This window comes from Ulvibacterium marinum (genome assembly GCF_003626755.1).
GTDB lineage: Bacteria > Bacteroidota > Bacteroidia > Flavobacteriales > Flavobacteriaceae > Ulvibacterium > Ulvibacterium marinum.
In genome coordinates this window covers 27,882-50,838 of the sequence record NZ_RBCJ01000008.1, presented here as the reverse complement: position 1 = coordinate 50,838, position 22,957 = coordinate 27,882, and the positions used below count along the sequence as shown (strand labels likewise).

Annotated in this window: 21 protein-coding genes; 12 read left to right on the top strand and 9 right to left on the bottom strand. The window is 38.8% G+C overall.

Annotated elements, in window-relative coordinates; translation table 11 throughout:
• Window positions 1–379 precede the first annotated feature (379 nt).
• The 7 genes from D7Z94_RS25460 (at window position 380) to D7Z94_RS25430 (ending at window position 6,346) form a co-directional block, all read left to right on the top strand.
• Complete coding sequence (locus D7Z94_RS25460) at window positions 380–895, top strand: DUF3124 domain-containing protein (RefSeq protein WP_245967308.1); 516 nt, start codon at window positions 380–382, stop codon at window positions 893–895.
• Window positions 896–897: 2 nt separating this feature from the next.
• Window positions 898–1,512 (top strand): MarC family protein, encoded by a 615-nt coding sequence (locus tag D7Z94_RS25455; RefSeq protein ID WP_120714489.1) that lies wholly within the window; start codon window positions 898–900, stop codon window positions 1,510–1,512.
• A gap of 7 nt (window positions 1,513–1,519) precedes the next feature.
• A complete protein-coding gene (gene corA, locus D7Z94_RS25450) occupies window positions 1,520–2,581 on the top strand; it encodes a magnesium/cobalt transporter CorA (RefSeq protein ID WP_120714488.1) in 1,062 nt (353 codons plus the stop codon).
• A gap of 713 nt (window positions 2,582–3,294) precedes the next feature.
• Complete coding sequence (locus D7Z94_RS25445) at window positions 3,295–3,885, top strand: RNA polymerase sigma factor (RefSeq protein WP_120714487.1); 591 nt, start codon at window positions 3,295–3,297, stop codon at window positions 3,883–3,885.
• Window positions 3,882–4,328 carry a hypothetical protein gene (locus tag D7Z94_RS25440; RefSeq protein ID WP_120714486.1) on the top strand — a complete coding sequence of 149 codons (447 nt, stop codon included), beginning with the start codon at window positions 3,882–3,884 and terminating at the stop codon, window positions 4,326–4,328. Before D7Z94_RS25445 ends, D7Z94_RS25440 begins: the two co-directional genes overlap by 4 nt.
• A 68-nt stretch (window positions 4,329–4,396) precedes the next feature.
• A complete protein-coding gene (locus D7Z94_RS25435) occupies window positions 4,397–4,777 on the top strand; it encodes a hypothetical protein (RefSeq protein ID WP_147416018.1) in 381 nt (126 codons plus the stop codon).
• 21 nt (window positions 4,778–4,798) lie between these two features.
• Window positions 4,799–6,346, top strand: a complete 1,548-nt coding sequence (locus tag D7Z94_RS25430; RefSeq protein WP_120714484.1) for a retropepsin-like aspartic protease — start codon at window positions 4,799–4,801, stop codon at window positions 6,344–6,346.
• Between the two features lie 305 nt (window positions 6,347–6,651).
• On the opposite strand, the gene D7Z94_RS25425 is transcribed toward D7Z94_RS25430, so the two are convergent.
• Window positions 6,652–7,563, bottom strand: a complete 912-nt coding sequence (locus tag D7Z94_RS25425) for an alpha/beta hydrolase (protein ID WP_120714483.1) — start codon at window positions 7,561–7,563, stop codon at window positions 6,652–6,654.
• 99 nt (window positions 7,564–7,662) lie between these two features.
• Complete coding sequence (locus tag D7Z94_RS25420; RefSeq protein ID WP_120714482.1) at window positions 7,663–8,460, bottom strand: helix-turn-helix transcriptional regulator; 798 nt, start codon at window positions 8,458–8,460, stop codon at window positions 7,663–7,665.
• A gap of 477 nt (window positions 8,461–8,937) precedes the next feature.
• Here D7Z94_RS25420 and D7Z94_RS25415 point away from each other — a divergent pair, with 477 nt between their 5' ends.
• Entirely contained in the window at window positions 8,938–11,337 is a 2,400-nt protein-coding gene (locus D7Z94_RS25415) for an ABC transporter permease (protein ID WP_120714492.1), read from the top strand.
• Between the two features lie 300 nt (window positions 11,338–11,637).
• The gene (locus D7Z94_RS25410) at window positions 11,638–12,687 is read left to right on the top strand and encodes a zinc-binding metallopeptidase family protein (protein ID WP_120714481.1); all 1,050 of its coding nucleotides are present in this window, start codon (window positions 11,638–11,640) and stop codon (window positions 12,685–12,687) included.
• Between the two features lie 606 nt (window positions 12,688–13,293).
• On the opposite strand, the gene D7Z94_RS25740 is transcribed toward D7Z94_RS25410, so the two are convergent.
• The 4 genes from D7Z94_RS25740 to D7Z94_RS25735 form a co-directional block, all read right to left on the bottom strand.
• The gene (locus D7Z94_RS25740) at window positions 13,294–13,458 is read right to left on the bottom strand and encodes a hypothetical protein (RefSeq protein WP_158594734.1); all 165 of its coding nucleotides are present in this window, start codon (window positions 13,456–13,458) and stop codon (window positions 13,294–13,296) included.
• Window positions 13,459–13,708: 250 nt separating this feature from the next.
• Entirely contained in the window at window positions 13,709–14,920 is a 1,212-nt protein-coding gene (locus D7Z94_RS25405; RefSeq protein ID WP_120714480.1) for a Pycsar system effector family protein, read from the bottom strand.
• A 39-nt stretch (window positions 14,921–14,959) separates the two neighbouring features.
• A complete protein-coding gene (locus D7Z94_RS25400; protein WP_120714479.1) occupies window positions 14,960–18,658 on the bottom strand; it encodes a BamA/TamA family outer membrane protein in 3,699 nt (1,232 codons plus the stop codon).
• A gap of 236 nt (window positions 18,659–18,894) precedes the next feature.
• Window positions 18,895–19,065, bottom strand: a complete 171-nt coding sequence (locus D7Z94_RS25735; RefSeq protein ID WP_158594733.1) for a hypothetical protein — start codon at window positions 19,063–19,065, stop codon at window positions 18,895–18,897.
• Window positions 19,066–19,249: 184 nt separating this feature from the next.
• On the opposite strand from D7Z94_RS25735, the gene D7Z94_RS25395 reads away from it, so the two are divergent.
• Genes D7Z94_RS25395 through D7Z94_RS25385 form a run of 3 tightly spaced genes read left to right on the top strand, consistent with a single transcriptional unit; the run spans window position 19,250 to window position 20,131 of the window.
• Window positions 19,250–19,582, top strand: coding sequence for a YtxH domain-containing protein (locus tag D7Z94_RS25395; protein WP_120714478.1), 333 nt, complete (start codon window positions 19,250–19,252; stop codon window positions 19,580–19,582).
• Window positions 19,582–19,929 carry a hypothetical protein gene (locus D7Z94_RS25390; RefSeq protein WP_120714477.1) on the top strand — a complete coding sequence of 116 codons (348 nt, stop codon included), beginning with the start codon at window positions 19,582–19,584 and terminating at the stop codon, window positions 19,927–19,929. Before D7Z94_RS25395 ends, D7Z94_RS25390 begins: the two co-directional genes overlap by 1 nt.
• A gap of 1 nt (window position 19,930) precedes the next feature.
• The gene (locus D7Z94_RS25385; protein ID WP_120714476.1) at window positions 19,931–20,131 is read left to right on the top strand and encodes a hypothetical protein; all 201 of its coding nucleotides are present in this window, start codon (window positions 19,931–19,933) and stop codon (window positions 20,129–20,131) included.
• A gap of 59 nt (window positions 20,132–20,190) precedes the next feature.
• Here D7Z94_RS25385 and D7Z94_RS25380 read toward each other — a convergent pair whose 3' ends face one another.
• The 3 genes from D7Z94_RS25380 to D7Z94_RS25370 all read right to left on the bottom strand — a co-directional run bounded on the left by D7Z94_RS25380 (window position 20,191) and on the right by D7Z94_RS25370 (window position 22,798).
• The gene (locus D7Z94_RS25380; protein ID WP_120714475.1) at window positions 20,191–21,222 is read right to left on the bottom strand and encodes a helix-turn-helix domain-containing protein; all 1,032 of its coding nucleotides are present in this window, start codon (window positions 21,220–21,222) and stop codon (window positions 20,191–20,193) included.
• 170 nt (window positions 21,223–21,392) lie between these two features.
• Window positions 21,393–21,998 carry a DUF2652 domain-containing protein gene (locus D7Z94_RS25375; RefSeq protein ID WP_120714474.1) on the bottom strand — a complete coding sequence of 202 codons (606 nt, stop codon included), beginning with the start codon at window positions 21,996–21,998 and terminating at the stop codon, window positions 21,393–21,395.
• Window positions 21,999–22,084: 86 nt separating this feature from the next.
• Window positions 22,085–22,798 (bottom strand): flavodoxin family protein, encoded by a 714-nt coding sequence (locus tag D7Z94_RS25370; protein WP_120714473.1) that lies wholly within the window; start codon window positions 22,796–22,798, stop codon window positions 22,085–22,087.
• Window positions 22,799–22,957: the final 159 nt, after the last annotated feature.

Here is a 22,957-nt window from a genome sequence, read left to right as displayed (position 1 = left end):
TCCAGTGCGTCCTCAAATCGATGAATCTGAAAATAGGGATTTCTGGGAGGTGGAAGCTTCAAGCCCTTCAAAAGGGTCGGAATGTCCTTGAATATGGTCACTTCTTTGTTCATATGCTAAAGTTAACCAATCATTCCAATAATGAACCGGGTATTCAATGGTACTTTAAAGCGGCCAGTTAATAGGACTGATTTGGAAATTGGTAAGTGTCTTAAGAAGGGTTCAGTTTTTAGTACTTCAATGAATTCGCGTTTCCCAAAATAAATTTTACAAAAAACATATCCTTAAACCTATTAGTTTGTTAATGTGGGATTAAGGAAATTCTTTCTGGTGAAACGAATAATGTTTATCTTTTCCATTCATGTAAACACTTGGGAATATGGTAGTGCGCAAAATATTGGTTCTAATTTATATCTCTACCCTTGTCATGGGTTGTAACGAAAAGGAAAAACAACCAAAGTTTAAACTTCCAAATTGGTCGGCACGACATGCGGATATCCCAAGTAACGATAGTTTGCAAATCGGTAAATCCTACTTATCCATTTATTCTCAGATTTATACGCTCAATGAGGAACGCAAAAGCAACCTTACCGCCATGACCAGCCTAAGGAACACCAGTGAAAAAGATACCATTTACATTTCCCGAGCCGATTATTATGATACCTATGGAGTATTGATTAGGCATTACCTCAACAAGACAATTTTTATAAGGCCCTTGGAGACCTTGGAAATCGTAATTGAAGAAACGGATGATGAAGGTGGAACAGGTTCAAACTTCATATTTGAGTGGCAGAAACCAATCAGCTGTCCCGAGCCCATGTTTGAAGGAGTAATGAGTTCCACAATTGGTCAACAGGGTCTGTCATTCACCACACGATCCAGGAGAATAGAATAAATATGATGGAGGTCTTAACAAAAATCTTCTTCATTTTTGCAGTAATTGACCCCATAGGCTCGATTCCCGTTTATCTTGAGGCCACAAAAGAGTTCGATATCGCCCACAAAAAGAAAATTGCCCTTAGGGCATGTGCCATTTCATTCTTTATCCTTCTTTTTTTCATAGTCATAGGACAACTTATCTTGGAAAGCATGTCGGTTTCTTTGGATGCCTTTCAGATTTCGGGAGGTGTCATTCTTTTCCTGTTTTCACTTACCATGATATTTGGGGATGGCAAACCAGAAAGGGAAAAGAACAATATTACGGATTATCGTCATGTCACCATATTTCCCATTGCCATTCCCTCCATAGCTTCCCCAGGTGCCATAATGGCCGTTGTACTGATGACGGACAATCATTTGTATACTGTCAAGGAACAGGCCATTACCACGCTACTGGTGCTCGCCGTAATCGGCCTGACGGTACTTCTTCTGCTCACGGCCAACATATTACAAAAGCGTATTGGTGACTACGGTATTACTGTAATCAGCAAAATTATGGGGTTGATATTGTCCGCTTATGCCGTCCAAAGCATTTTGAGCGGTATATCCAATTACTTTTTGAATTTAAAATAAACAGTCCATGGCTAGGTTTTTGGTAAAAAGAAGTCAAAAGTTGGGAACCGCGCCAGGTTCGTTGATATTCGTGGGCAAGCAAAAAATTGACCAGGTAATGCTGGAATTTTTCTCTTATGACAAATCCGGAATACTTAACAAGGAGATAAAACATGTTGGGGAACTTAAAGGGTTAATTGATTCAAAAAAGGTTTCTTGGATAAATCATGTTGGTGTGCATGACGAAGGGGCTATAGAATCAATAGGGAACTTTTTTCATCTACATCCACTCCAATTGGAAGATATTTTAAACACTACCCAGCGACCGAAATTTGAGGAGACCGATGCTTATCTGTTCATTCAAATCAGAATGTTACATCTTAAGGAAGATGGTTCACTATATACCGAACAACTCAGCATCGTCTTAATGGATGGTGTGCTTATTTCTTTTCAAGAAATACCTTTGGACGTTTTTGACCCTCTACGGGAAAGGCTGCTTCGCCCCACAACGAAAATAAGGTTACGCAAAAATGATTATTTGGCGTTTGCGATGTTGGACGCAGTTGTGGAACAGTATATTTTCATTATTGAAAAATTCGGTGAGCGTATCGAGCATTTGGAAGACCAATTATTGGAACGACTGGAAAAGTCTCATTTGGAACAAATAAACCTTTACAAAAGAGAAATAAATTTTCTCCGTAAGACTATTCGGCCGGTAAGGGAACTTGTTTCACAATTTAAACGTTCTGATTCCGCTATCATTCATAGCACGACCCAGCCCTATCTAAGGGATCTAGAGGAACAGATAATCTTGGCCACCGAATCCATTGAGCTTTACAGGGACATGTTGAACGACCTGCTCAACCTCTACAATTCTGGATTGAACAACCGGTTAAACGATATATTACGGGTGTTGACCATATTTTCAGTGGTCTTCATCCCCCTTACCTTTCTTGCCGGAATATACGGCACCAACTTCAAGTACCTCCCTGAACTTGACTATAGATATGCATATCCCATCTTTTGGTTGGTCCTTATCGCTGTTGCTGTGGGAATGATCCTGTTCTTTAAAAAAAGAAAATGGCTTTAAACCAAAATCCAATGTATTAGAAATGACCTTCAAACTCATGCTTATTTATTTGATGATTGCCATGGCATTGATGATGGTATACATTTGGCCATCAGAAAAACAAAAAAGAATGGGTAAAAGGTCATTGGTCGTGGTAAGGGTATTGGTTCTTTTTAGAAAAGATTGAAATTGGATGACTTGCGAGCATCAACTCTAAATTCCCATCAGGAATATAGAATTTATTTTCTTTTGGTGCATCGCAGTCTATGTAATAGATACTAATAATATATTCGTTTTTTGAAGATGGTATTATATTTTCTTTAAAAATCATCTTTTAGTTTTCGGAATTAACTACAACGTAGGAATATAGACCATACTAAATAGTCTAGATATCTTTTATGTGCAGAACTAAGATAGCGAATCCTTGTAGATAAGGAGTTCGCCATGTTTTATAAGTACATTATTCGAGTAATATGCGTTTCTAAACGTTTGATCAACGAATATCCTGAATCTTATATATTGGGTTTAGTTAAACGGCCGATTAATAGACTTAGGAAATAAAATGTAAAAGTCTAGGTAAACGTTCGTTTTGCAGGACGATTCTATTTTATTCACCCCTTACTCTTAATACTCTTTTTAAAAATTAACCTTAACTATAAAAATGAACACAATCTTTTTTTCTGTTTTCTGCAACATTTATTAGACTGACCGGTCTAATCTATATATTGGGCGCAATGAACCTAAACGGAGCAACGGACCAGGATCAGGTTGAAAGAATACTGCAAGGAGAAACTAAGGCTTTTAGTGCCCTCATCGGTAATACAAAAGGATTGGTATCCCAGATTGTTCATAGAATGATCGGTAATGTGGAAGATCGAAAGGACATCGCACAGGAAATCTATATAAAGGTGTTTCACAATTTGTCCAGTTTCAGGTTCCATTCCAAACTCTCGACATGGATCGGACAGATTGCATATAGAACCTGCTTGAATTATCTGGAAAAGAAAAAGCTCGTTCTTTACAGCATGGATCGGCCTGAAGATTCAGAAGAATTGATAACAGGTAAAGCAATTGCCCTTTCTGTTGACAATTTGGAAGAATGGTTACAAAAGAAGCAACTTTCACAAATACTTGATCTCGCCGTAGAAAAATTACCGCCGCTGTATAGAACCATAATAATATTGTTCCACCAGGAGGAATTGACCTATAACGAAATACAGGAGATTACCGATTTGCCATCCGGTACTTTGAAAAACTACTTATATAGGGCTAGGAAAAAATTAAAGGCTGACCTATTGGCCCAGTACAAAAAAGAGGACCTATGAAGTTGACACATTTAAACGAAAGCGAAATCCAGCAATATTCATTCGATATGATGGACTGTGATCAGTATGTTATAGAACATATGAACACATGTGATTACTGTAAAAAAAAGGCTGCTGATTATTTAATGATTTCAAAGGGAATCAAAGAGATGCCCGAACCCACCTTTGATTTCGACATAGAAGAATTGGTTTTAGAAGGGCTGCACACTTCATCAAGATCCAAGGAACGCAATTACTTACCCTATTCCTTGATCGCTCTGGGCATAGGCATCGCTACGGCATCCTTATATTTTTTCATTGACAATCTTGCGGCCCTGTTTATTTTCGACAATCCATTTATGGTGTTCCTTATTGTGGGAATCGCAATTTTTATATCTATACCCATTGGCCTTGATATGGTCATATCGTTCAATAAAAAACTGAAAATAATGGATTATTTATGACGTAGCTGCAACATTAAGTCGAATGGGCTGTCTAATCCAATATAAGATAATACTAAAAAATGATAACAATGACAAGACCAATATCATTGCTGATCGAACATGGTATCGATCAACAAGTGTTTAATGCCTGCGCTGCAATTTTTGTAGTCATTATAGTGATGCTGTTTTTTTTATCGATCCTGAAAAACGTACTGGAACATAAAATAAAAAATAGGATTATTGAAAAAGGGGTGCCGGACAATCTGGTTACATCTATCTTAAAAACCACTTCCGGTGTAGGCAAACAGTTGAATATTAAATGGTTTTCCATTTTGTTCGGGGCAGGGATCGGACTTTTCATAGTGGACCATGCCCTTCCGTTGGGTATACATTCCCTGGCAATCATGGCCGTAAGTATTTCGATTAGCTTTCTCGGATACTTCTTTTATTTACAGAAGTCAGGAAAATAAATTTTCATCTAAACTTAAAAAATGAGAAATAATGGACTGCTCTCGAAAGGAGCCTGGTATAACTACATCTTAATTGTATGTTTATTTGCTGGAATCCCGATATTGAACGCACAGAACCATCTTCCCATTATCAAGGCAAACTCCACTTCGGTAAACGTTCAGGACGGACCTTTTTTTGAAAGGGAAATTTGGAACCTCTCTCCAGAAATCAAGCCGGACGTGTATTATGTGCAAGGGGTTAAGGATAATAGAAAAGTAACATTTTATACGGACATTGATTCCATCGCTTTTAACGTCAAGGAGGGAAAATACTATGATTTTATAGTTCTTCTGAACAACAAGGATTCGTGCTATACGCGTCTTTCAACGGAACCTTTTCCAAAAGACAACAGATGGAACCGGATAGATAAATACGCCAACATCAAATCCAAACCGGACACCATTCCCTTTTTGCTCCAATCGGACAATAGAATATACTTCACCGGGAAATTGAACAGTTCTGAAAATCTGGTTTTTGGATTTGATACGGGGGCGACCGGGATTACACTTTTTCCAAGTGGTCTAAAAAAAGTAAATATGAAGTTTGATGGGAATTCCCAAGGAACCAGTTTTGGGGGAATTTCGCATAACGAGTATAGTAGTCAAGGCAACAAGTTACAGATAGCCGATTTGATTTGGGAGAATCTGCCCGTGGCATACAATGAAAATGGAATTATGGACGGATTGCTCGGATTTAGGATATTTCAAGACGAAATTGTGGAGATAGACTATGATAAAAAGATATTGGTAATCCATAAATCGGAATTCGGTATAGATGGTACATATTCAAAATCGAATATGATCATGAGAAGAGGAACTATGCCATATTTTAAGGTGATTTTGGATACGGGAGAAAAAGAAATAACCGATTGGGTATGTCTTGACACCGGGAGTTCGGGCACTATAAATTTCGATAGCGAGTTTACCAAAAGATATGACCTTGAGACTTCATTGGAGATAGTCGGGGAGAGCAACTCCCGGGGGTTGGGACCTAATACGGTCAAGAATCATGTAGCCATACTCCCCAAAATTTGGGTAGGGAATTTTGAAGTCACGCAAATACCCGTTTATCTCGCACAACCGAACCATAACGATTTTGAATCATTTCAGCTTATAGGAAATGATCTGTTGAAAAAGTTCAACACCATAATAGACTATAGGAACAACTACATCTATTTTAGGCCAAACTCCTTAATGGGCAAGCGGTTTTCCTACAATAGGACGGATAATAATTTTGCATCGATCAAAGAAGGGTCAGCGGAGATTGGGCGAAAGGCTTTTGAAAAATATATTGGCATCTACGAAATGGGAAATCGATCCTCGATCAACATTACCGTGGAAAATGGGAAACTTATGGGAAGTATGAACAATAGCAAGAAGCTTGAGTTGATAGAAAAAGGGAAAAACCTTTTTGAGATTGAAGATATCGAGATAATCGTCTTGTTCAAAGAGGAAGTAACCGGAAGCATAATCGGCCTGACCATATCGCAAAATGGTCTTGAGAATTATGGCCATAAGGCGAAACTCTGAACCAATATGCTCTCAATTTATTATCAATTTCCTTGTGTGACCTGCGCTAGAAGATTCTAATTCTATAACTAGATTCTTTAATTCCATTATTATTTGACCCTTTCATGTTAACCGAGTCCTCGAAAAAGAATCCTTTGCATCCAACAAAAAAATATTGTCGAAATTAATCGATAAACCTTATCTGTGCTCCAAAAAACGTTAGCTTTACGGGACTGTGAAAATTGTGACAAATCATTTTGGTAAAGATTGCATAAAACACAAATAATACCTGAGCTAGAGTAATATCTTGGGTAAGCTCTCAAGTTCTATTTATCCTTCGATAGAAATTTCAACCCATTTAGAAAACTGACACTTGGCGAAGACATATGTGTTCCATTTTCAATCATATCGATTTTCAGGTTCAGGCCTTTGTAACCACGGCTCTTGAGTTTACTGGTAAACTCCAACATATTCCTTACCATTCCAGCGTTTATTTCCTCTTCCAGTTCTCCAACCGATATGAATAAATCCACCTGCAAATCCTTATGACCTTTGGAATAGGTTTCTTCTAATTTCATTATACTCTTATCATCATACCAGATTGAAGGGCTACCTATGATGTATCTATTGAAAAGATGGGTTTTTTCAAACATAGAATAAAGGCCGAAAAAAGCCCCTAAGGAAAAGCCGGTATAGGTTCTGTTTTCTTTTTTGGCCCTGTAATTAGATTCTACGAACGGGAAGAGGTCTGTTTCAATGAAATTCAAAAAGTCAGCTCCTCCCCCCGATTTTATGCTATCGGTTCCAAAATCTTTGTCTAGCCTGGGATTATTGGTCGGAGTAAAATCCTGTGCCCTTCTTGCAAGCCACTTACCCCATTTTTCATCATTGGTCTTTTCTTGTTCCAATGGATAGGCAATCCCTACAATAATGGATTCGGGCATTTCATTTCCCCATTGCATGCCCCGTGCTATTCCATCAATCATTCCAAAATATTGGTTTGCGTCGGTTATATATATGACCGGGTATTTTGAGGTGCCTGTATCATAACCATCCGGAAGCGATATATAAATCGAGTATTCAAGATGTGTTCCGGTAGATTTCAATTCTCTCCTTTCTGTATCCATTAGGTATACGGGGCCAATAGTTTGGGACTTTAAAGTAGTATTTGAATTCTGGGAATAAACCGAGAAGTTGATGGAAACAGCAATTAAAATAACCAATAGTATTCCTTTCATAGTCAATGTATTTAAAAATGCATTTAGGACAAGCTGCCTTTTTGCGTGTAACAGTTTAAACAAAACTATCGTGTAAATAATTGGCAAAATTGTACCAGACTAACTTTTTATCTGAAGTCTAAATTGATATGGGGATATTTTATAGGTCGCTTTAAAACTGCGGATGAAATGTGCGTCATCGTAGAAACCATTTTCAAATGAAATGTCCGAAATAGTCTTTGACGTATTCAAAAGTAAGAAAACGGCGTTTGTCAGTTTCGACCTTAACTGATATTCACCTACAGTTAAACCTTTCTTCTTTTTAAAGGCACGTGCCAGATAAACTGGATGCACGTGTATACGTTCCGCAATCCCTTTCAACGAATGATACTCCGAAAGCTCACCATCCAATATTTTAGCTGCACTGCTGACGCAAGGTAGATGCGAATGATTGAGATTCTTTTGGTTTGCTGTAAATAGCCAATCGTAAATCAATTCCGAGGTGATATCGGTTTCGATGCCAAGTTTAAATCCTCTTAGCAATGTGAAAAGTGAGGGTAGTGTAGCCGATTCATATCTGACATATTTTTTGGGCAACTTTAGTTTTATACCGAGTTTCTGTTCCCAATCCATCTTAAACTCTACATTGAAACAGGTTCCTTTCGAGTTAATGAAAAGGTTCTGATGACTATAAAGATAAGGTCTAAACAAAATATCTCCAGATTTGATAGGCAGTATCTCTTGTTTATTCTTTTCAAGATAACTTCCTTCAACTAAGACACTCAAATAATTATTGGTATGATAGTGGTAGTTAATAAAACTGTCTTTCCCATACTCCGTCAAACTGAACTCAAATACATCGTTACTGCCTATCTTCAAGCTTTTGCCAAAAAACTGACCCTCTGATAATACTTTCATTTATATTCTAGCGGTTTTCTTTCTAGCTAAAGATAAACGAAGAAACTATTTGTTACAGCCAATGGCTTAGTTCGAAATATGCTATCAAAATACTGAAAGTTGTGTCATTAAACCGGGAGTTAATGAGACTCTTTCGACAGAAAGAGTAGATTCTCAAGAAAGGTTCCTTTTACGGCACCAAATTCAAATTCTGCTTTATAATGTAACATTTCAAATATTTGTATCTCTTTATTAAAGAGAATTACTGACGATTCCTTTTAGTAAAGTTACATTAGATTGTTGTACAGTAATTTAACAATTGGTGTCAAAAAATTAGACGATTTAGAAAGGTATTATCATCGCAAACTATTGCAACTATTTGGTTTATAGCTTATTGCTGTTATGGCATAGAATTAGTTCAGCAAATAACGAGCCTTCCGATAACTTGTTTTGACAAGTGCCTTCGTACAAAGTAATGTTGATAAAAATCGAAAAATCATGTTAAGGAACTATCTAAAGATTGCCTGGCGGAACCTAAAGAAGAATAAAAGCTATTCCGCAATAAACATTGGCGGCCTTGCCTTAGGTATGGCCGTTACCTTGTTGATCGGACTTTGGATCGTCGACGAACTATCCTACAACGACTACTTCGAAGATAGGGACAAAATCGCAAAGGTATTCCAATCACAGACCTTTAACGGGCGAACGGAAACAGGGCCTTCTATCCCAAGACCTTTGGAAAAGGCCTTGCGCGATGGCTATGACGATAATTTCAAGCACCTTGTCATGTCGTCTTGGACGATGGACCTGTATCTGAAGTATGGCGAAACCAGTATTTCAAGGTCCGGAAACTATATGCAAAGGGAAGCTCCGGAGCTTTTAGAGTTGAACGTATTAAAGGGCGAGAAGGACGGTTTGAGGGAAATCAATTCCATTATGCTCTCGGAATCCGTTGCCCATGCACTATTCGGAGGGGAAGACCCCATAGGCAGGACGGTCAAGATAGGAAATCAGGATGGTATGGTGGTTTCCGCCGTATATGAAGACATTCCTTTCAACAATACTTTCAGCGATACGGAATATATCGTTCCGTGGGATTACTATCTTTCCGTTCGGGAGTGGGCACGGAATGCGGAGGATGACTGGGGCGAAAATTCTTTTCAAATGTTCGTGCAATTGGTGGACAATGCCAATATGGAGGAGGTATCCTCAAAAATAGCAAATATTAAAAAAGACCTGAACGTGGATACTGCGGAATTCGATCCGAGGCTTTTCCTCTTTCCGATGAAGGAATGGTATCTGCGCGGGAACTTTGAAAACGGTAGACAGGTAGGCGGAAGAATACAATATGTTTGGCTGTTCGGTATCATCGGTGTTTTTATATTGCTATTGGCCTGCATCAACTTCATGAACCTCAGTACGGCACGGTCCGAAAGAAGATCCAAGGAGGTGGGTATCCGGAAGTCGATCGGTTCCCAAAGAGGTCAGCTGATCAATCAATTTTTGAGCGAATCCTTCTTGGTGGTCGTTTTCGCCTTTGGTATTGCGGTCGTGATCGTTCTGTTGTCCTTGAGCGGATTCAATGATCTGGCGAAAAAGGAAATTGGCTTTCCATGGGCCAAACCCATTTTTTGGTTGATTTCCATAATCTTTATTTTTTTCACTTCTTTGGTGGCCGGGAGCTATCCGGCCCTGTACCTATCCTCGTTTAGACCTGTCGATGTTCTGAAGGGAACCTTTAAAGCAGGAAAATATGCCGGCTTGCCAAGGAAGATTTTGGTCGTGCTCCAATTTACGGTTTCGGTCGCTTTCATTATCGGCACCGTGATCGTCAAGCAACAGATCGATCATGCCAAAGACCGGCCGATGGGCTATGACAAAGAGGGTCTGGTACAGGTAGCCGCATTCAGTGATGAACGTGTAGGAAAGTACGATCTGATGCGCAACGAGTTTATGAATTCAGGTGCAGTGATCGAAATGTCCGCATCAAGTAGCCCAATTACACGCATTTGGAACAACAGGGACGGGTTTACATGGGAAGGAAAGCCCGATGGCTTCCAGGAAGACTTTGCGTGGACCGAAGTTTCATATGACTATGCAAGGTCATTGAATATGAAAATTGTTGAGGGAAGGGATTTTTCAAGGGATTTCGCCTCCGACTCCTTGGGCGTTCTAATCAACGAGACCGCCAAGAAATATATGAATCTGGAAAATCCCGTTGGCAAATTATTGAGAAGTGATGCCGGAGTAGACCCAGGTCCACCTTTGAAGATAATCGGGGTCGTAGAGGACATGATTGCCCAATCACCTTATGAACCTGTAAAGCAGGGGCTGTATGTTTTTGACAGGTTCAACAATGCAAGTCTCTACAATCTAAGGTTAAACCCTGAACAAAGTGCAAGCCGGAACATTGCCATTGTTGAACGCGTCTTTAAGGAGCATTTTCCCGATATTTCATTCGAATACGATTTTATAGATGCCGAATACGGTGCAAAATTCGCGGCCGAGGAGCGTATAGGAAAGTTATCCGGTATTTTCACTGCCCTTGCGATTTTGATCAGTTGTTTGGGACTGTTCGGATTGACTTCGTTCGTGGCCGAACAGCGCACCAAGGAAATAGGCGTCAGAAAGGTATTGGGCGCTTCTGTGTTCAATGTATGGAAGATGCTTTCAAAAGATTTTGTAAAGCTAGTTGCCATTTCATGCTTTATAGCGATACCTATCTCCTATTACGTGATGAATGGTTGGTTGCAAAACTACGCCTATCGGGTCATTATGGAATGGTGGATATTCTTATTGGCCATTGTCGGGGCCTTGGCCATCACCCTTCTCACGGTAAGCTTCCAGGCGATAAAGGCCGCAAAGGTAAATGCCATAAAAAGTTTGCGCACGGAATAAAGAAACTTGGCGGCCTTGAACAGGTAATAGCTTCTTTCGGACTAATACAGTAGCTCCAAAAAACGGCGAGTTAATAGGACTTAAAATGATGATATGTAGTTTCCTGAAAAAGGTTCGTTTTATGATACCGCTATATCTTTTAAGTATCCTATGTGTTTGTGAAGTCTTAGCATAATTCAATTGATTTTATCAATTTCATCCTTAAGTTTTGATAAAACCAAACTATTCTAATTTAGAATGAAGTATTTGACCTTCTAGTCCAATAATTATTACATTCACCAATTCAAAGTCGGAAAACCTATGAGAGTTTTTAAATGTGGCCAATGCGATAACCCGCTATTCTTTGAAAATACCAAATGTGAGAATTGCGGTCAATTATCAGGCTACTGGGATAATAATCGACAAATGCTGACCTTCGACCCATCAAGCTCAGTGCTAATTTCTGACAGAGAAAAAATTGAATATAGGTATTGTAAAAACCAAGAGCATGATATCTGCAACTGGCTTGTGCCGAAAAATGCCGAACAAGACTTTTGCCGAGCCTGTCAACTCAATCGTACTATACCCAATCTTTCCGATAGAGAGAATTTCCAAAAATGGAGGAACCTGGAAGTTGCCAAGCACCGCCTTATTTATCAACTCCAAAGAATAGGCCTTGACCTACCCAGCAAAATGACCCATCCCAACGGACTGTGTTTCGATTTTATTGCTAAAACGGAAAACCCCAATATCATGACAGGCCATGCCAATGGTGTCATTACCATATTGCTAAGGGAAGCCGATGCCGCATCAAGGGAGCAAGCAAAACAGGTTATGAACGAACGATACCGTACCCTTATCGGACACCTTAGACATGAGGTAGGCCATTACTTTTGGGAGCAGTTGATATCTAAAGACCAAGACGCTTTGCAGTCATTCAGAAGCATTTTCGGAAATGAGGAAGAGAACTACAACGAAGCATTAAAAAAGTACTACGAAACTGGAGCACATCCTAATTGGAGCCGCTCTTACATCAGCAAATATGCGACTTCCCATCCTTGGGAGGACTGGGCGGAAACTTGGGCGCACTATCTCCACATTATGGATATGGTGGAAACAGCTCATTATTTCGGTCTGAAAGTGAATAATAAAACATTTTCCAAAAACATGAAAATTGCACCTTCCAAAGACCCCTACACTATTGAGGATTTTGAAATTATTGTTCAAACTTGTGTGTCATTATCATTTGTGGTCAATAGTATCAATCGGGCAATGGGTATTCCAGATGTGTATCCATTCGTAATAACTCAGGTCGTGTTGGACAAAATGAAGTTCGTTCATCAACTATTGTTGCCAAAACGAAAATTATAACCTAAAAAAGAATTTGGTTTTCGTTCCAATTATGGTAAAATCCCATGGAAGAAAAGGGCACTATAAAACCTTTGTTTTATAAAACTAACGGTCCATAATAAACGAAGTTGTTAATTGGGAGCCATTAATTTTTAGTTTATTCAAAATGAAATTGGTTTGAGGCAAACGAGAACGACTGTTATGACATATTTCTATTGGCTATTATTTAAACAGGGACATCCCTTGGCTTTGAAGTGGAAATTTTAGCCCTTTTACGATTTTAGGAAGGACTAATAATCCTTTTAATTAATATCTCTTCATGTTGTAAATGACCTTTTTTACGAATAAAATTTTCCGATTTTCAAATTTTGCTTATCTAATTTTTTGAAAATCTAAACCGTTTAAATTGTGAAGCTTCGTAGGCTTTTTATCTGCAGAAATCACATTTTATATCTGACGGCTTTCCTGATATTGTTCAAAAAAGGGAAATAAGTTGGGTGCGATTGGTTATCCAAAGGTATTAATGGCTTATACCAATCTCAGGTATTGTAAAAAGAAATCGTATCCACAATGATTTCCTTTGTGTTCACCACGATGTATTTTGGAAAAAATCAAACCAATAGGTGACTATTTAGTGTTTTCGTTAACTTCTAAGGCGTTGCTTTTGTTTTTTCCTTCATCCTGTCCCTTGTCCTCTGATTTTGATTTCTTAGTTTTCTGTTTGGACGACCCTACGGTATTTTCATTGACCCTTAAAGCGTTCCCTTTGCTTTCACTTTCTTTTTCTTGCATTGCTATGTATTTAATTTGTTAAATGTTCCGATAAACAATTATTCGGAACAAGGTAGACTAAAGAATTGCTACAAACCGATTGTATAAGTTAAATTTTTGACCATATACCTACTGCTCACCTCTAAAATAACATTATTAAGGTAGTAGAAAAGCATAGTACAGAATTACCGATTTTTAATCAGCTATGTCGTTATTCCAGAATTTTCATTTCACAAAAACTCATAAATGAAATAATCTGTAAAGCCTCTTGCTATTGCGGTAAATCTGGGAGGTTCAATACGCGCTCCGGGCCAAAATACTTTAATGCTATTCCAAAGGCAATTACGGATAGTATCATACCAATCATAAAAATAGTATACGTCCACCGCAAAAGCATATATTTCCTCTCCAATACCACCCCTAGATAATATAAATCCTTAGTGAGGGATTTATAAATATATTCCTTATCCTTTATCAGTTCCATCATGGCCCAATTATATTGCTCAAGTTGCATTTTATGGAAATTCCCGAAGAACAGGAGATTTACTTTCTTTGAGCGCACATCCTCCTTAGTAAACTCCCCTCTGGTAACATTGGGCCTCGTGGCCAAAATTGACATTACCATAGAGACAATACTGAAGATAATGAATACAAAAGTAGGATAGTACAAGTAGTCATTGGAAGGGTTATCCAATTTAGGTACCAGATTGGCCAATGCCAAGGAAATGATTATCGCATTTACCGAGAGTAAAATATTGGCTTTGGTATCGGCAATATCACTTAATTTGATATGATTTCTTAGGGTTACCCGATACAAGGTCTGTATGCCCCTATCCGGGCTTTGATTCTTAAGTTTGGCCTTGAGGTTCTCTTTTTTCTCAAGTTTTAGTCTTTTCTTTTTTGATTTTATGAGTTTCTTTAGATTTTTATCCTTCCCTTTTTGCCAGTTTTCCTGGGCGTGTTTGGTATAAAACCTATGCTCCGCCCGGAACATTTCAATATTCTTCTTTCTCCATTCCCTTACGGAATAGGAGGCTATTCCCAATAAGGATAATTCTTCACGTAAAACCTCGGCAACGGCTAAATAGTCTTTCTGCGCCATATGTGCCGCGTCCGCATCCCGAATAATTTGTTCGGTAATACTAGTAGGTTCAAAGAAATGCTTTGTTGCCCTGATACAGCCATGGACTTCTTTGATGTAATCCTCCGTTTTGTTGTAGCTTTTTAGGAATTCCTCAACTATATCGCAACTACTTTCCTCATGACGTTCAACCCCTTTGGTGTAACCCACGTCATGAAACCATGCTGCAATCAGCAAAATTTCTTTCTGCTCATCCGAAAAATCCATGGATTCCATAATTTCTTTTGCACTGGCAACTACGCGCTGCGTATGTCTAAGATTATGAAAGAGAAATTCCGGACCCAAAGAATGGGTCAATAAATCTGTAACCGTTTGCTCGGCTTTTTCTAGGATATTCGACATAGTTTAAATTTTAAAATTAATAACCGTAGATTTTTTGACTTAAAACCCAAAGCCAAAACCAACTTGGACCATATTGCCCTCAACGGAATTAAAGTAGCCTATATTGAAAGCGAGAAAGTTTAATCCCCCTACCCAAAATCCACCTCCTTGCGAGGTGTGCCATCTATTCGATCCTTCATTAGGTTGCCAGACCCGACCATAATCAAAGCCTCCGTATAGACCTACGGTAATAGGAACCACCGATGTTACGTATCGTTTTAGGCGTAATCTTAAATCCGATGTTTGATAAAAGTAGGACTTTCCGGTAAAGCGTTCATCCCTAAAGCCACGCAATCCATTATTTCCTCCCAAAGAAGGGGCGTGGTAAAAGAAATAGTCATCGCCGAAGTTGGTCCTCCACTCGGCAGTGGTTCCCAAGACCAGATTCCCGGAAGGAATCAACTTATGACTTATTTCGGTCTTAAATGACAAATAACCAAATCGGTTTTCCCGGATGTCCAAGTTTGCCTTATATCCCCCTGTAAGTCCAAAATAAATGGCTTTGGTGGGAAAATCCTTGACATCGTCATTATAATAATATAAGGAGGTCTCTCCACCTACATAATTTTGATGGTCAAAGACTCGTTCATCCAAATTACCGCGATTAAAAAATCGATTTGCTATTTCGCTAACATCATAGGATTCATACAATGCTTTTATACGCAAGGTATGATAGGCAATACCAGCACTCACTTTAAGTTGTTCCATCCGCGCCCTGTAGAAGTCTATATCGAGCGAATCTTCAAAATTCGGGGTCTCATTTCCAAAACCAAAAAAGTTGTTTATGTAGGTATTCGAGGTGTAGTACCCGTCTAATTCAAAATTCCATTTGGGGAAAACATTGGCAAAAATTCCTTGATATGAAAGTTCCGCCGCTTGAAATCCAAAATAATAATTTGCTGATAAAGCATGCTTTTGTCTAAATGGATTTCCATTAAAACCATTATTGGTATATACATTTGTGGCACCTAAATAGAGACCATCATCGTTCCTAAATCCTAGGTTTGGTATTAATACATTGTTGTCAAGTTCGAAAAAACGCCAATGAAATGTGTTGGTCTTGTAAACATCGGTCAATTGTTTCGATGGTTTTTTTTCTTTAAACTCCACTTCCTCATACTTCCAATCATATATTTTTAAGGCTTTGTCATTGGTAATGGTATACTTGTCCTCGCCATAACCGCCTATCAACCGTATGAAGATTTCATGTTCCCCTTCACCACTTACTTCAAAGACATCATCATCACCCAAACCATAGATCCATATCACCTTGGTTTTTTCTTTACTAAAGGTGCGCTCATAAAATTTTTCGTTGGGATCATCACTCAAAATTCTCCTGATGACTATCTTGGTCCTTCCATCTGAAAGCCTTTCTATTTTTATAATATCATCCTTTTCCGTGGCATATAACGCAATGCTTTTATCCAAAAACCTGCCATATTCGGCGGCATAGTGGTGGAGGTTTTCTAGGCGTCCTTTTAGGTTTTTCCTAATCATCGCCGAGGTACTGTCCCTGACCTCAACAGGCAGCCTCAAAAATGCTTTATCTATTATTGCATCGGTCAGGTTTTCTTGGATATATTTTGCCTCCTCTTCCCAGGTCTGCGCATCAACCATGGTCAGTAGGGCTTTATCCAAATTATAACCCCCAGAATTGAGCCATTTTACGTTTTGAATTTCGTCGTCAAAAGATTGCCAACGTTTGGTAACGGGGAAAAACAATTTTAAAAACCTAAGACCGGCACCATCAAATTTCGGGAAGGCATTATCACGGTCTCTCGGAACGGGCATAAATTCCTTATCACCATCCTCTTTTTCATATTCGACCCATCGCCACTGATCTTGATGTCTGTCCCAGTCCCCCAATAACATATCAAAAATCCTGGCACGTAGAAAACTTCTTTGGTCTACGGTATATTCTTCATCGCTTTTAATCTTTTCCAGCATGTCCGTTGTACTCTCCACATCGTTGACCTTGCCCGATTCGTCCACCACTCTTCTATAGCCCTTATAATTCATTTGCTCATCGGATGGGCGCCTTTCTATATAATAGAGTTCATTACCATAATCCTTATTTAATTGGCCCAGGGCCAGCTGTTTTGGGACATAGAACAATCTGGTATCCGAATGATTTACATCTATAGCCTTAGCCAACGGATTGATTACCAATTGCATATAGGGATGTGCCGTTGTAAAGAAATCCTCGATAATATCCTCGGGCACGGTATCTTCATAATCTTCCGTAGCATAGGACACCCCGGGAATCTTAAACTTTAAAAATTTCAAAGCACTTTTTCGCAAGGATCTCATGGCAAATTCCCTGCCCTCGTTATCCTCTAGACGAATAGAATGCGATTGATGCCCTCCCCCTTCCTTAACTACTTTTAGACCTCCATAAAGGGTATCCAAATTGACTATAGGAGCGGTAACGGGAAGTCCATAATAAGATCTATGCCTTTGTCCCCAAAGAAACTTTGAAAACTTAGACTTTCTTAATTCCTCGGTATCTTCAATAATGGCAACCTTTTTTTCACGGTCTTCCGGTTGTATAAAATTTGTAGGAACCTCGTTGAGATTCATTTTCGGGAGTACTTTTAGCGTATGCGGTTCTTTACCCTCGGTAATAAAGGTGACCTGGGATGATCCATCCGCAAAATACTCTAATTTAACAAAGCCCTTTTTGCCATAGCTATAGTGCCCTTTATAGTGAAGCGTTCCTCCAATCGTCTTTACCTTATCACTTGAAAGATGTGTAGCAGAAGTGGTGCCCAAAGAACCACTAATGATTTGGTGCACATTTCCCCCAGACAAATGCTGAAGGCTTTCTTCATGTCCTGATACTACTGTTATCCGGTCGGAAGATTGCGCCAAGGCACTAACCATAATTCTAAGGTAATTATAACGCCTGGAGTTTAACCAATCTGGAGAGAAGGCACCCAAATCCTTAATACCATTTAACAAAGTACCTATGCCTGGTAAGGGAAGTATATGACTGGAAAAGGTTTCCTTGCCTGCGTATCTGCCGTTGCTAAATATGGGATGATGCATAGCTATTACAATGTTCTTCCCTTGTCCATCATTAATGTATCCCTCCAATTCCTCAATAAAACGTCTTCTGGTAACGATATCCGAACATTTCTCATTAATGCCCTCTACACGGGACCAGTTGGATATGAACCATTTGGAATCGATAAGGATCAAGTCCAGATTTTCGTTGATAACTCTGTGTTCAATTGGACAGGTATTTTTCGGGTAAAAACGGACTCGCTCCTCCTCGCGGTCTTTAAGATATTCCTCAACCCTTTCAATTTTTTTTGTGTTAAAGCTCTTCCATTCATTATTGCCGGGCATAAAGATAGTCTTGCCCTTAAAGTTGGAAATTAGTTTCAAGTGACTGTCGACCAAAGCTTTATCCTTGGACCAATTGTCTTCATCATCAGATATATTGTCTCCTAAAAAAATAGCCGTGCTAGAGGCATCGGCAGAATCCAGATGGCGTTTCAAAAGTTCGGGAATAGCGGAATCCTCTCCATTGTCGTTCCCAAGTCCGCCGGACAAATAAAATGTATGTACCATCTCCTGCCCACTTGATTGTATTGCAGATAGTTCTGAATCATATTGAAGATCAAAGGTTGCACAAGCATTTAAGATACTAAAAGCCACCGCAAGACCGAAAATTCTTTTAAATTCTAATTTCATACACCTTTTTAAAGCTGGCCTCTTAAATCCTTACGGTTAAGTACCTGATCTTTGGGTAGGTTCAAAATAAATAAGGCATAATCCCAAATTTCAAATAGGCCAAGAATAATTTATTATTTGATTGTTTTGCCATCCGGCCAATAATTACGGACAAGCTATCACCATTCTATACGTGCTTTAGAATCTTTAGCTCCGGGAAGGAATGATAAAAACCTCTTTGCAGGAGCGAACAATATTTACCGTATATCCGCTGCCGAGAGAATTAAAGCTACTATAATCATCAACAGAATGGCTGTAATTATATAGGTGCCTATTTTGGTTTTCCTTTTTTTTTGAAGAATATATTTTTCTGTAGGATGGTGGTTTTCCTTTACAAATTTGGTTGTTTCCTCTCCTTGCTTCATCATAATTACGTTTAGTAGGATAAAACTACAATTATCGAAACCCCCGAATTAATGCTTTCGATAAAAATCTTAACACTTTTGCGTTGTGGTATCTCCGTTAATCTTTATGTTATTTGAGTTAATCCCATTTGCAAAAAAGCCAGAGCTTTGCCTCAAAATGAATTATTAACCTTAAAATCCGTTTATAATGAGCGATAACACAAATACATTCCTAGGTATTCTGGCAGGAACTGCCATCGGTGCAATAGTCGGTATACTTTACGCACCCGATAAGGGGGTAAATACAAGAAGAAAAGTCACCGAGAAAGCATTGGAAGCAAAAGAGAACTTGGAAGTGAAGGCTTTGGACATTAAGGATAGAGTGGTGGACACTGTATCCAACAACAAGGAGACCTTGGATTCCAAAGTTGAATCCATAGTTTCCGATGTAAGTTATAAAACCGAAGATCTTATTACGACACTTGAGAAAAAATTGGCTGCCTTGAAAACCAAGAACAAAAAATTACAGAAAACATCCTAATGTCCGTTTTTGAATCCTTGAACGATACTTCTAACAAGGCTGTTGACGTAGGAGAGCAGTACTACAAAAAAACCCAAGAATATTACAAGCTAAAAATTTTTCAGCAATTGGCCATGGTCATGGGCAGATTCTGTAAAATTGCACTTATAGGGGGGCTTTTTTTCATAAGCCTGATTATTATGGCGGTTGCCGGGATTTTGGCTCTGGGGAGGCTTATGGAAAATACCATCTTGGCCTGTTTGGTCATAGGTTTGTTTTTCCTGATATTAGGTGGTTTGGTCTATCGGTTTAGAACTAAAATCGACAATTTCATAGTACAGAAATTGTCAACAGATTTTTTTGAGTAAAATGAAAGTCTACAATAACTTAGAGGAAATAAAATACGATTTAAAACGGTTACATTTGGAAAGGCAAATTGCTTGGGAAGAAATGAAGGGTCTTAAAAATGAGGTGAAAGAGGATTTAAGTCCTTATAACTGGCTTGGCACCATACTTTCTGCAGTCAAGAAATATGGAATTTTATACTTGGTGCGAAAGTTATTCCGATAAGGCAACTATCATTTTTGCTCTTACTAGGGAAGCGCCTTAATGTCACATTTTTTATTGTATTATTCTTCCAATGGAACCAAAACGTTTTGTTGAAACTCACTAGGACTTATCCCATATTTTCTTTTAAAAATCTTGGAAAAATAACTTCGACTACTGAATCCTATGGTATATACAATTTCGGAAATGCTCATATCGGTATTACGAATATAGTCGCGTGCCTCTTCCAACCGGGCGTGACGAATGTATTCGGTTACCGTGCGCGTGTACAGCAATTTAAACCCTTCCTGAAGTTTGGCCTGGGATAAGCCGGATGCTCTTGAGAGTTTTTCCAATGTATACTCTTTGGATACATTTTTGGCAATTTCATTGGCCAATTTTCGTATTACCTTAAGTTCCCTACGAAGTAAGGAGGTCTCTGGCATAGCATTGTTCACGGCTTTGTTATGTTGTGAAATATGTAGGGATAGAATTTCATAAACAAGGCCTTCAACCTGCATAATCCGAACCATCCCATTAGTCTTCACTTTTCGTAACGCACCTATTTTGTCGGCCAATTTCAAGTCATACGAGCCAAAGTGGGCAAAGACATTTTCATGATCCTCATCCACAAAAACTTCGTAGAGCTTTTTATTCAAAGCATCTACCGGGCTAAGTCGTTTTTTTAAGAATGCTTTTCTGGCGATTTGGATTACATTAATAGCCAGTTTGATGTTTTTTGGAAAATACCCATAATTGTAACCCCCATCCCTACTGGTTATAATAACCGATTGAAATTGCTCTAGGGTACGGATCTCGCTTTCTGGTTGGTAGCCAAACCGATGTCTACAAAAGCCTTCCAAACAATAGGTAAAATGAATCGGGTTGTACTCCGAAGCATCCATCACCAAAGTAATATCCTCAAAAAAAGTGATATCGTATTCCAAAAGATTTATACCCCAATCAAAGGTGATGAATCGTATATTACCACTGGCGGTAAGATTATTGACGGTAAGGGTATACTCGCCCCACCTTTCGGTAATGGTACCGCCAATTGCCTTTTGCAATTGTTTGACAAGACCCTCCGTGCTTTTGGCATCAATTGTTATTTCCATTTTGGCGAATTTAAATTTGGGGCAACTACCATCTATTTAGAATTACAGCTATTACTTAAAGCATCTTGGTTTTATCCTTATTTGAGTTTGGGCAAATTACCCATATTTAGTTCTTTGATTAAAGATATGGATTGGAAACGATAACATACCTATAACAAAGACTTTTACAGTTATTTTTGGACCAGTGGTTTAAAGCCAATATAATGATAGGTCAATTTTCCGAGTTGGGGATAATCAGTAGAGTGTTCCATTAGATTTCCCCATTCAAATTTTTGAGCTAAATCATTTTCTTTATAGTAATCCGTTAGATTACCGGACAACAATAAATATTCCTCTAAAGGGATATCGTTCTTAAGAAGTCGGTGTGCCACTATTAAATCCTCTCCAAATAGTTTTATGCTATTACCAACTTTGGTCAAGCCTACCTCCTTTCCGTAATGCAAAATAATTTTTAAGCCTAGAATCTTGGGGATATGTACGGCATCGTCCATTGCCGAATGGCGTTTGCGCAAAACGGCCAATTGCTTATAAAACTCTGTATAAAAATAACAACACTGCTCCACTAAGGCCGTCAAAGTAGGCAATTCGTCCTTTTTATAAAATAAAATGGCATCCCCTTCGATCTCAGAGACTTTTAAACCTATGGTATTGGAATAAATAATATTGTTTAAAAGGGAGGGAATAACCTTGGAACTCAGTTCAAAATCTGTCTCTCCCATAAATTCTGTGAAACCGCTAATGTCCGGGATACAAATTAGTGTGGAAGTAGGATTCATATCTAATATCTTTTTTGTCTATAAATTATCAAGGACAAGTTACCTTATTTATGGAATGCAAAAACAAATACAATCCCAAAAAATGGCTATCTGTATTCCGGGTTTTCAAAATTCCATCGGGTCCTGTCATCCCAATCTTTCTTGGAGTTACCATAGGCCGGATAACCGCCCAATTCTTTCAAGGCCTTGGCAAGATGAAGGATGTTGTAGGTCATAAACGTGGTATTACGATTTGTAAACTCGTTTTCCTTGCCGCCGGATTCCTCATCCAAATAACTAGGTCCAGGTCCTACTTCCCCGATCCACCCACAATCTGCTTGGGGAGGAATACTATATCCTAAATGTTGCAAAGCATATAAAATGCCCATTGCACAGTGCTTTATTCCATCCTCATTACCGGTAACAACACAACCGCCCACCTTACCATAGTAGGCATATTGCCCCTTTTCATTGGTTTCACCACTCATTCCATATAAACGTTCAATGAGTTTGGTAGCAATGGAAGACTTTTCCCCTAACCAAATTGGCGTGCCAATTACCAGAATGTCGGAGGCCATGATCCTTTCATAAATCATGGGCCAATCATCTTGAGACCCCCCCTCCTTGGTCATATCCGGCAAAAGACCGTTGAGTACATTATAGTCTACCAATCGCAGATAATCCACGGTCACTTGCTCAGATTTCATGATGTCCATCGAGACCTGCATTAGCCCCTCCGTATGACTCTCCAGAGAAGAGTTTTTTAGGGTGCAATTGATGAAAATTGCCTTCAACATGGAGAAATCAATGGTTTGATCCATAAAGCTGTTTTATATAAACAAAACGTAACGATAAAGATGAAAAAATCTATTATCAAAAGGTATCCCGTTCAGTGATAATTTTAATGCGATTGCCAACTTTTCCGTTTGCCATTCTTTAAAGGAATAAAAACTTTTTGCGAACACGTCAAGGAACAAATC

Bases quoted from the DNA above. Each gene is read 5' to 3' on its own strand.
- D7Z94_RS25460 (WP_245967308.1), top strand. From the start codon at position 380: ATGGTAGTGCGCAAAATATTGGTTCTAATTTATATCTCTACCCTTGTC.
- D7Z94_RS25455 (WP_120714489.1), top strand. From the start codon at position 898: ATGATGGAGGTCTTAACAAAAATCTTCTTCATTTTTGCAGTAATTGAC.
- corA (WP_120714488.1), top strand. From the start codon at position 1,520: ATGGCTAGGTTTTTGGTAAAAAGAAGTCAAAAGTTGGGAACCGCGCCA.
- D7Z94_RS25445 (WP_120714487.1), top strand. From the start codon at position 3,295: ATGAACCTAAACGGAGCAACGGACCAGGATCAGGTTGAAAGAATACTG.
- D7Z94_RS25440 (WP_120714486.1), top strand. From the start codon at position 3,882: ATGAAGTTGACACATTTAAACGAAAGCGAAATCCAGCAATATTCATTC.
- D7Z94_RS25435 (WP_147416018.1), top strand. From the start codon at position 4,397: ATGACAAGACCAATATCATTGCTGATCGAACATGGTATCGATCAACAA.
- D7Z94_RS25430 (WP_120714484.1), top strand. From the start codon at position 4,799: ATGAGAAATAATGGACTGCTCTCGAAAGGAGCCTGGTATAACTACATC.
- D7Z94_RS25425 (WP_120714483.1), bottom strand. From the start codon at position 7,563: ATGAAAGGAATACTATTGGTTATTTTAATTGCTGTTTCCATCAACTTC.
- D7Z94_RS25420 (WP_120714482.1), bottom strand. From the start codon at position 8,460: ATGAAAGTATTATCAGAGGGTCAGTTTTTTGGCAAAAGCTTGAAGATA.
- D7Z94_RS25415 (WP_120714492.1), top strand. From the start codon at position 8,938: ATGTTAAGGAACTATCTAAAGATTGCCTGGCGGAACCTAAAGAAGAAT.
- D7Z94_RS25410 (WP_120714481.1), top strand. From the start codon at position 11,638: ATGAGAGTTTTTAAATGTGGCCAATGCGATAACCCGCTATTCTTTGAA.
- D7Z94_RS25740 (WP_158594734.1), bottom strand. From the start codon at position 13,458: ATGCAAGAAAAAGAAAGTGAAAGCAAAGGGAACGCTTTAAGGGTCAAT.
- D7Z94_RS25405 (WP_120714480.1), bottom strand. From the start codon at position 14,920: ATGTCGAATATCCTAGAAAAAGCCGAGCAAACGGTTACAGATTTATTG.
- D7Z94_RS25400 (WP_120714479.1), bottom strand. From the start codon at position 18,658: ATGAAATTAGAATTTAAAAGAATTTTCGGTCTTGCGGTGGCTTTTAGT.
- D7Z94_RS25735 (WP_158594733.1), bottom strand. From the start codon at position 19,065: ATGATGAAGCAAGGAGAGGAAACAACCAAATTTGTAAAGGAAAACCAC.
- D7Z94_RS25395 (WP_120714478.1), top strand. From the start codon at position 19,250: ATGAGCGATAACACAAATACATTCCTAGGTATTCTGGCAGGAACTGCC.
- D7Z94_RS25390 (WP_120714477.1), top strand. From the start codon at position 19,582: ATGTCCGTTTTTGAATCCTTGAACGATACTTCTAACAAGGCTGTTGAC.
- D7Z94_RS25385 (WP_120714476.1), top strand. From the start codon at position 19,931: ATGAAAGTCTACAATAACTTAGAGGAAATAAAATACGATTTAAAACGG.
- D7Z94_RS25380 (WP_120714475.1), bottom strand. From the start codon at position 21,222: ATGGAAATAACAATTGATGCCAAAAGCACGGAGGGTCTTGTCAAACAA.
- D7Z94_RS25375 (WP_120714474.1), bottom strand. From the start codon at position 21,998: ATGAATCCTACTTCCACACTAATTTGTATCCCGGACATTAGCGGTTTC.
- D7Z94_RS25370 (WP_120714473.1), bottom strand. From the start codon at position 22,798: ATGGATCAAACCATTGATTTCTCCATGTTGAAGGCAATTTTCATCAAT.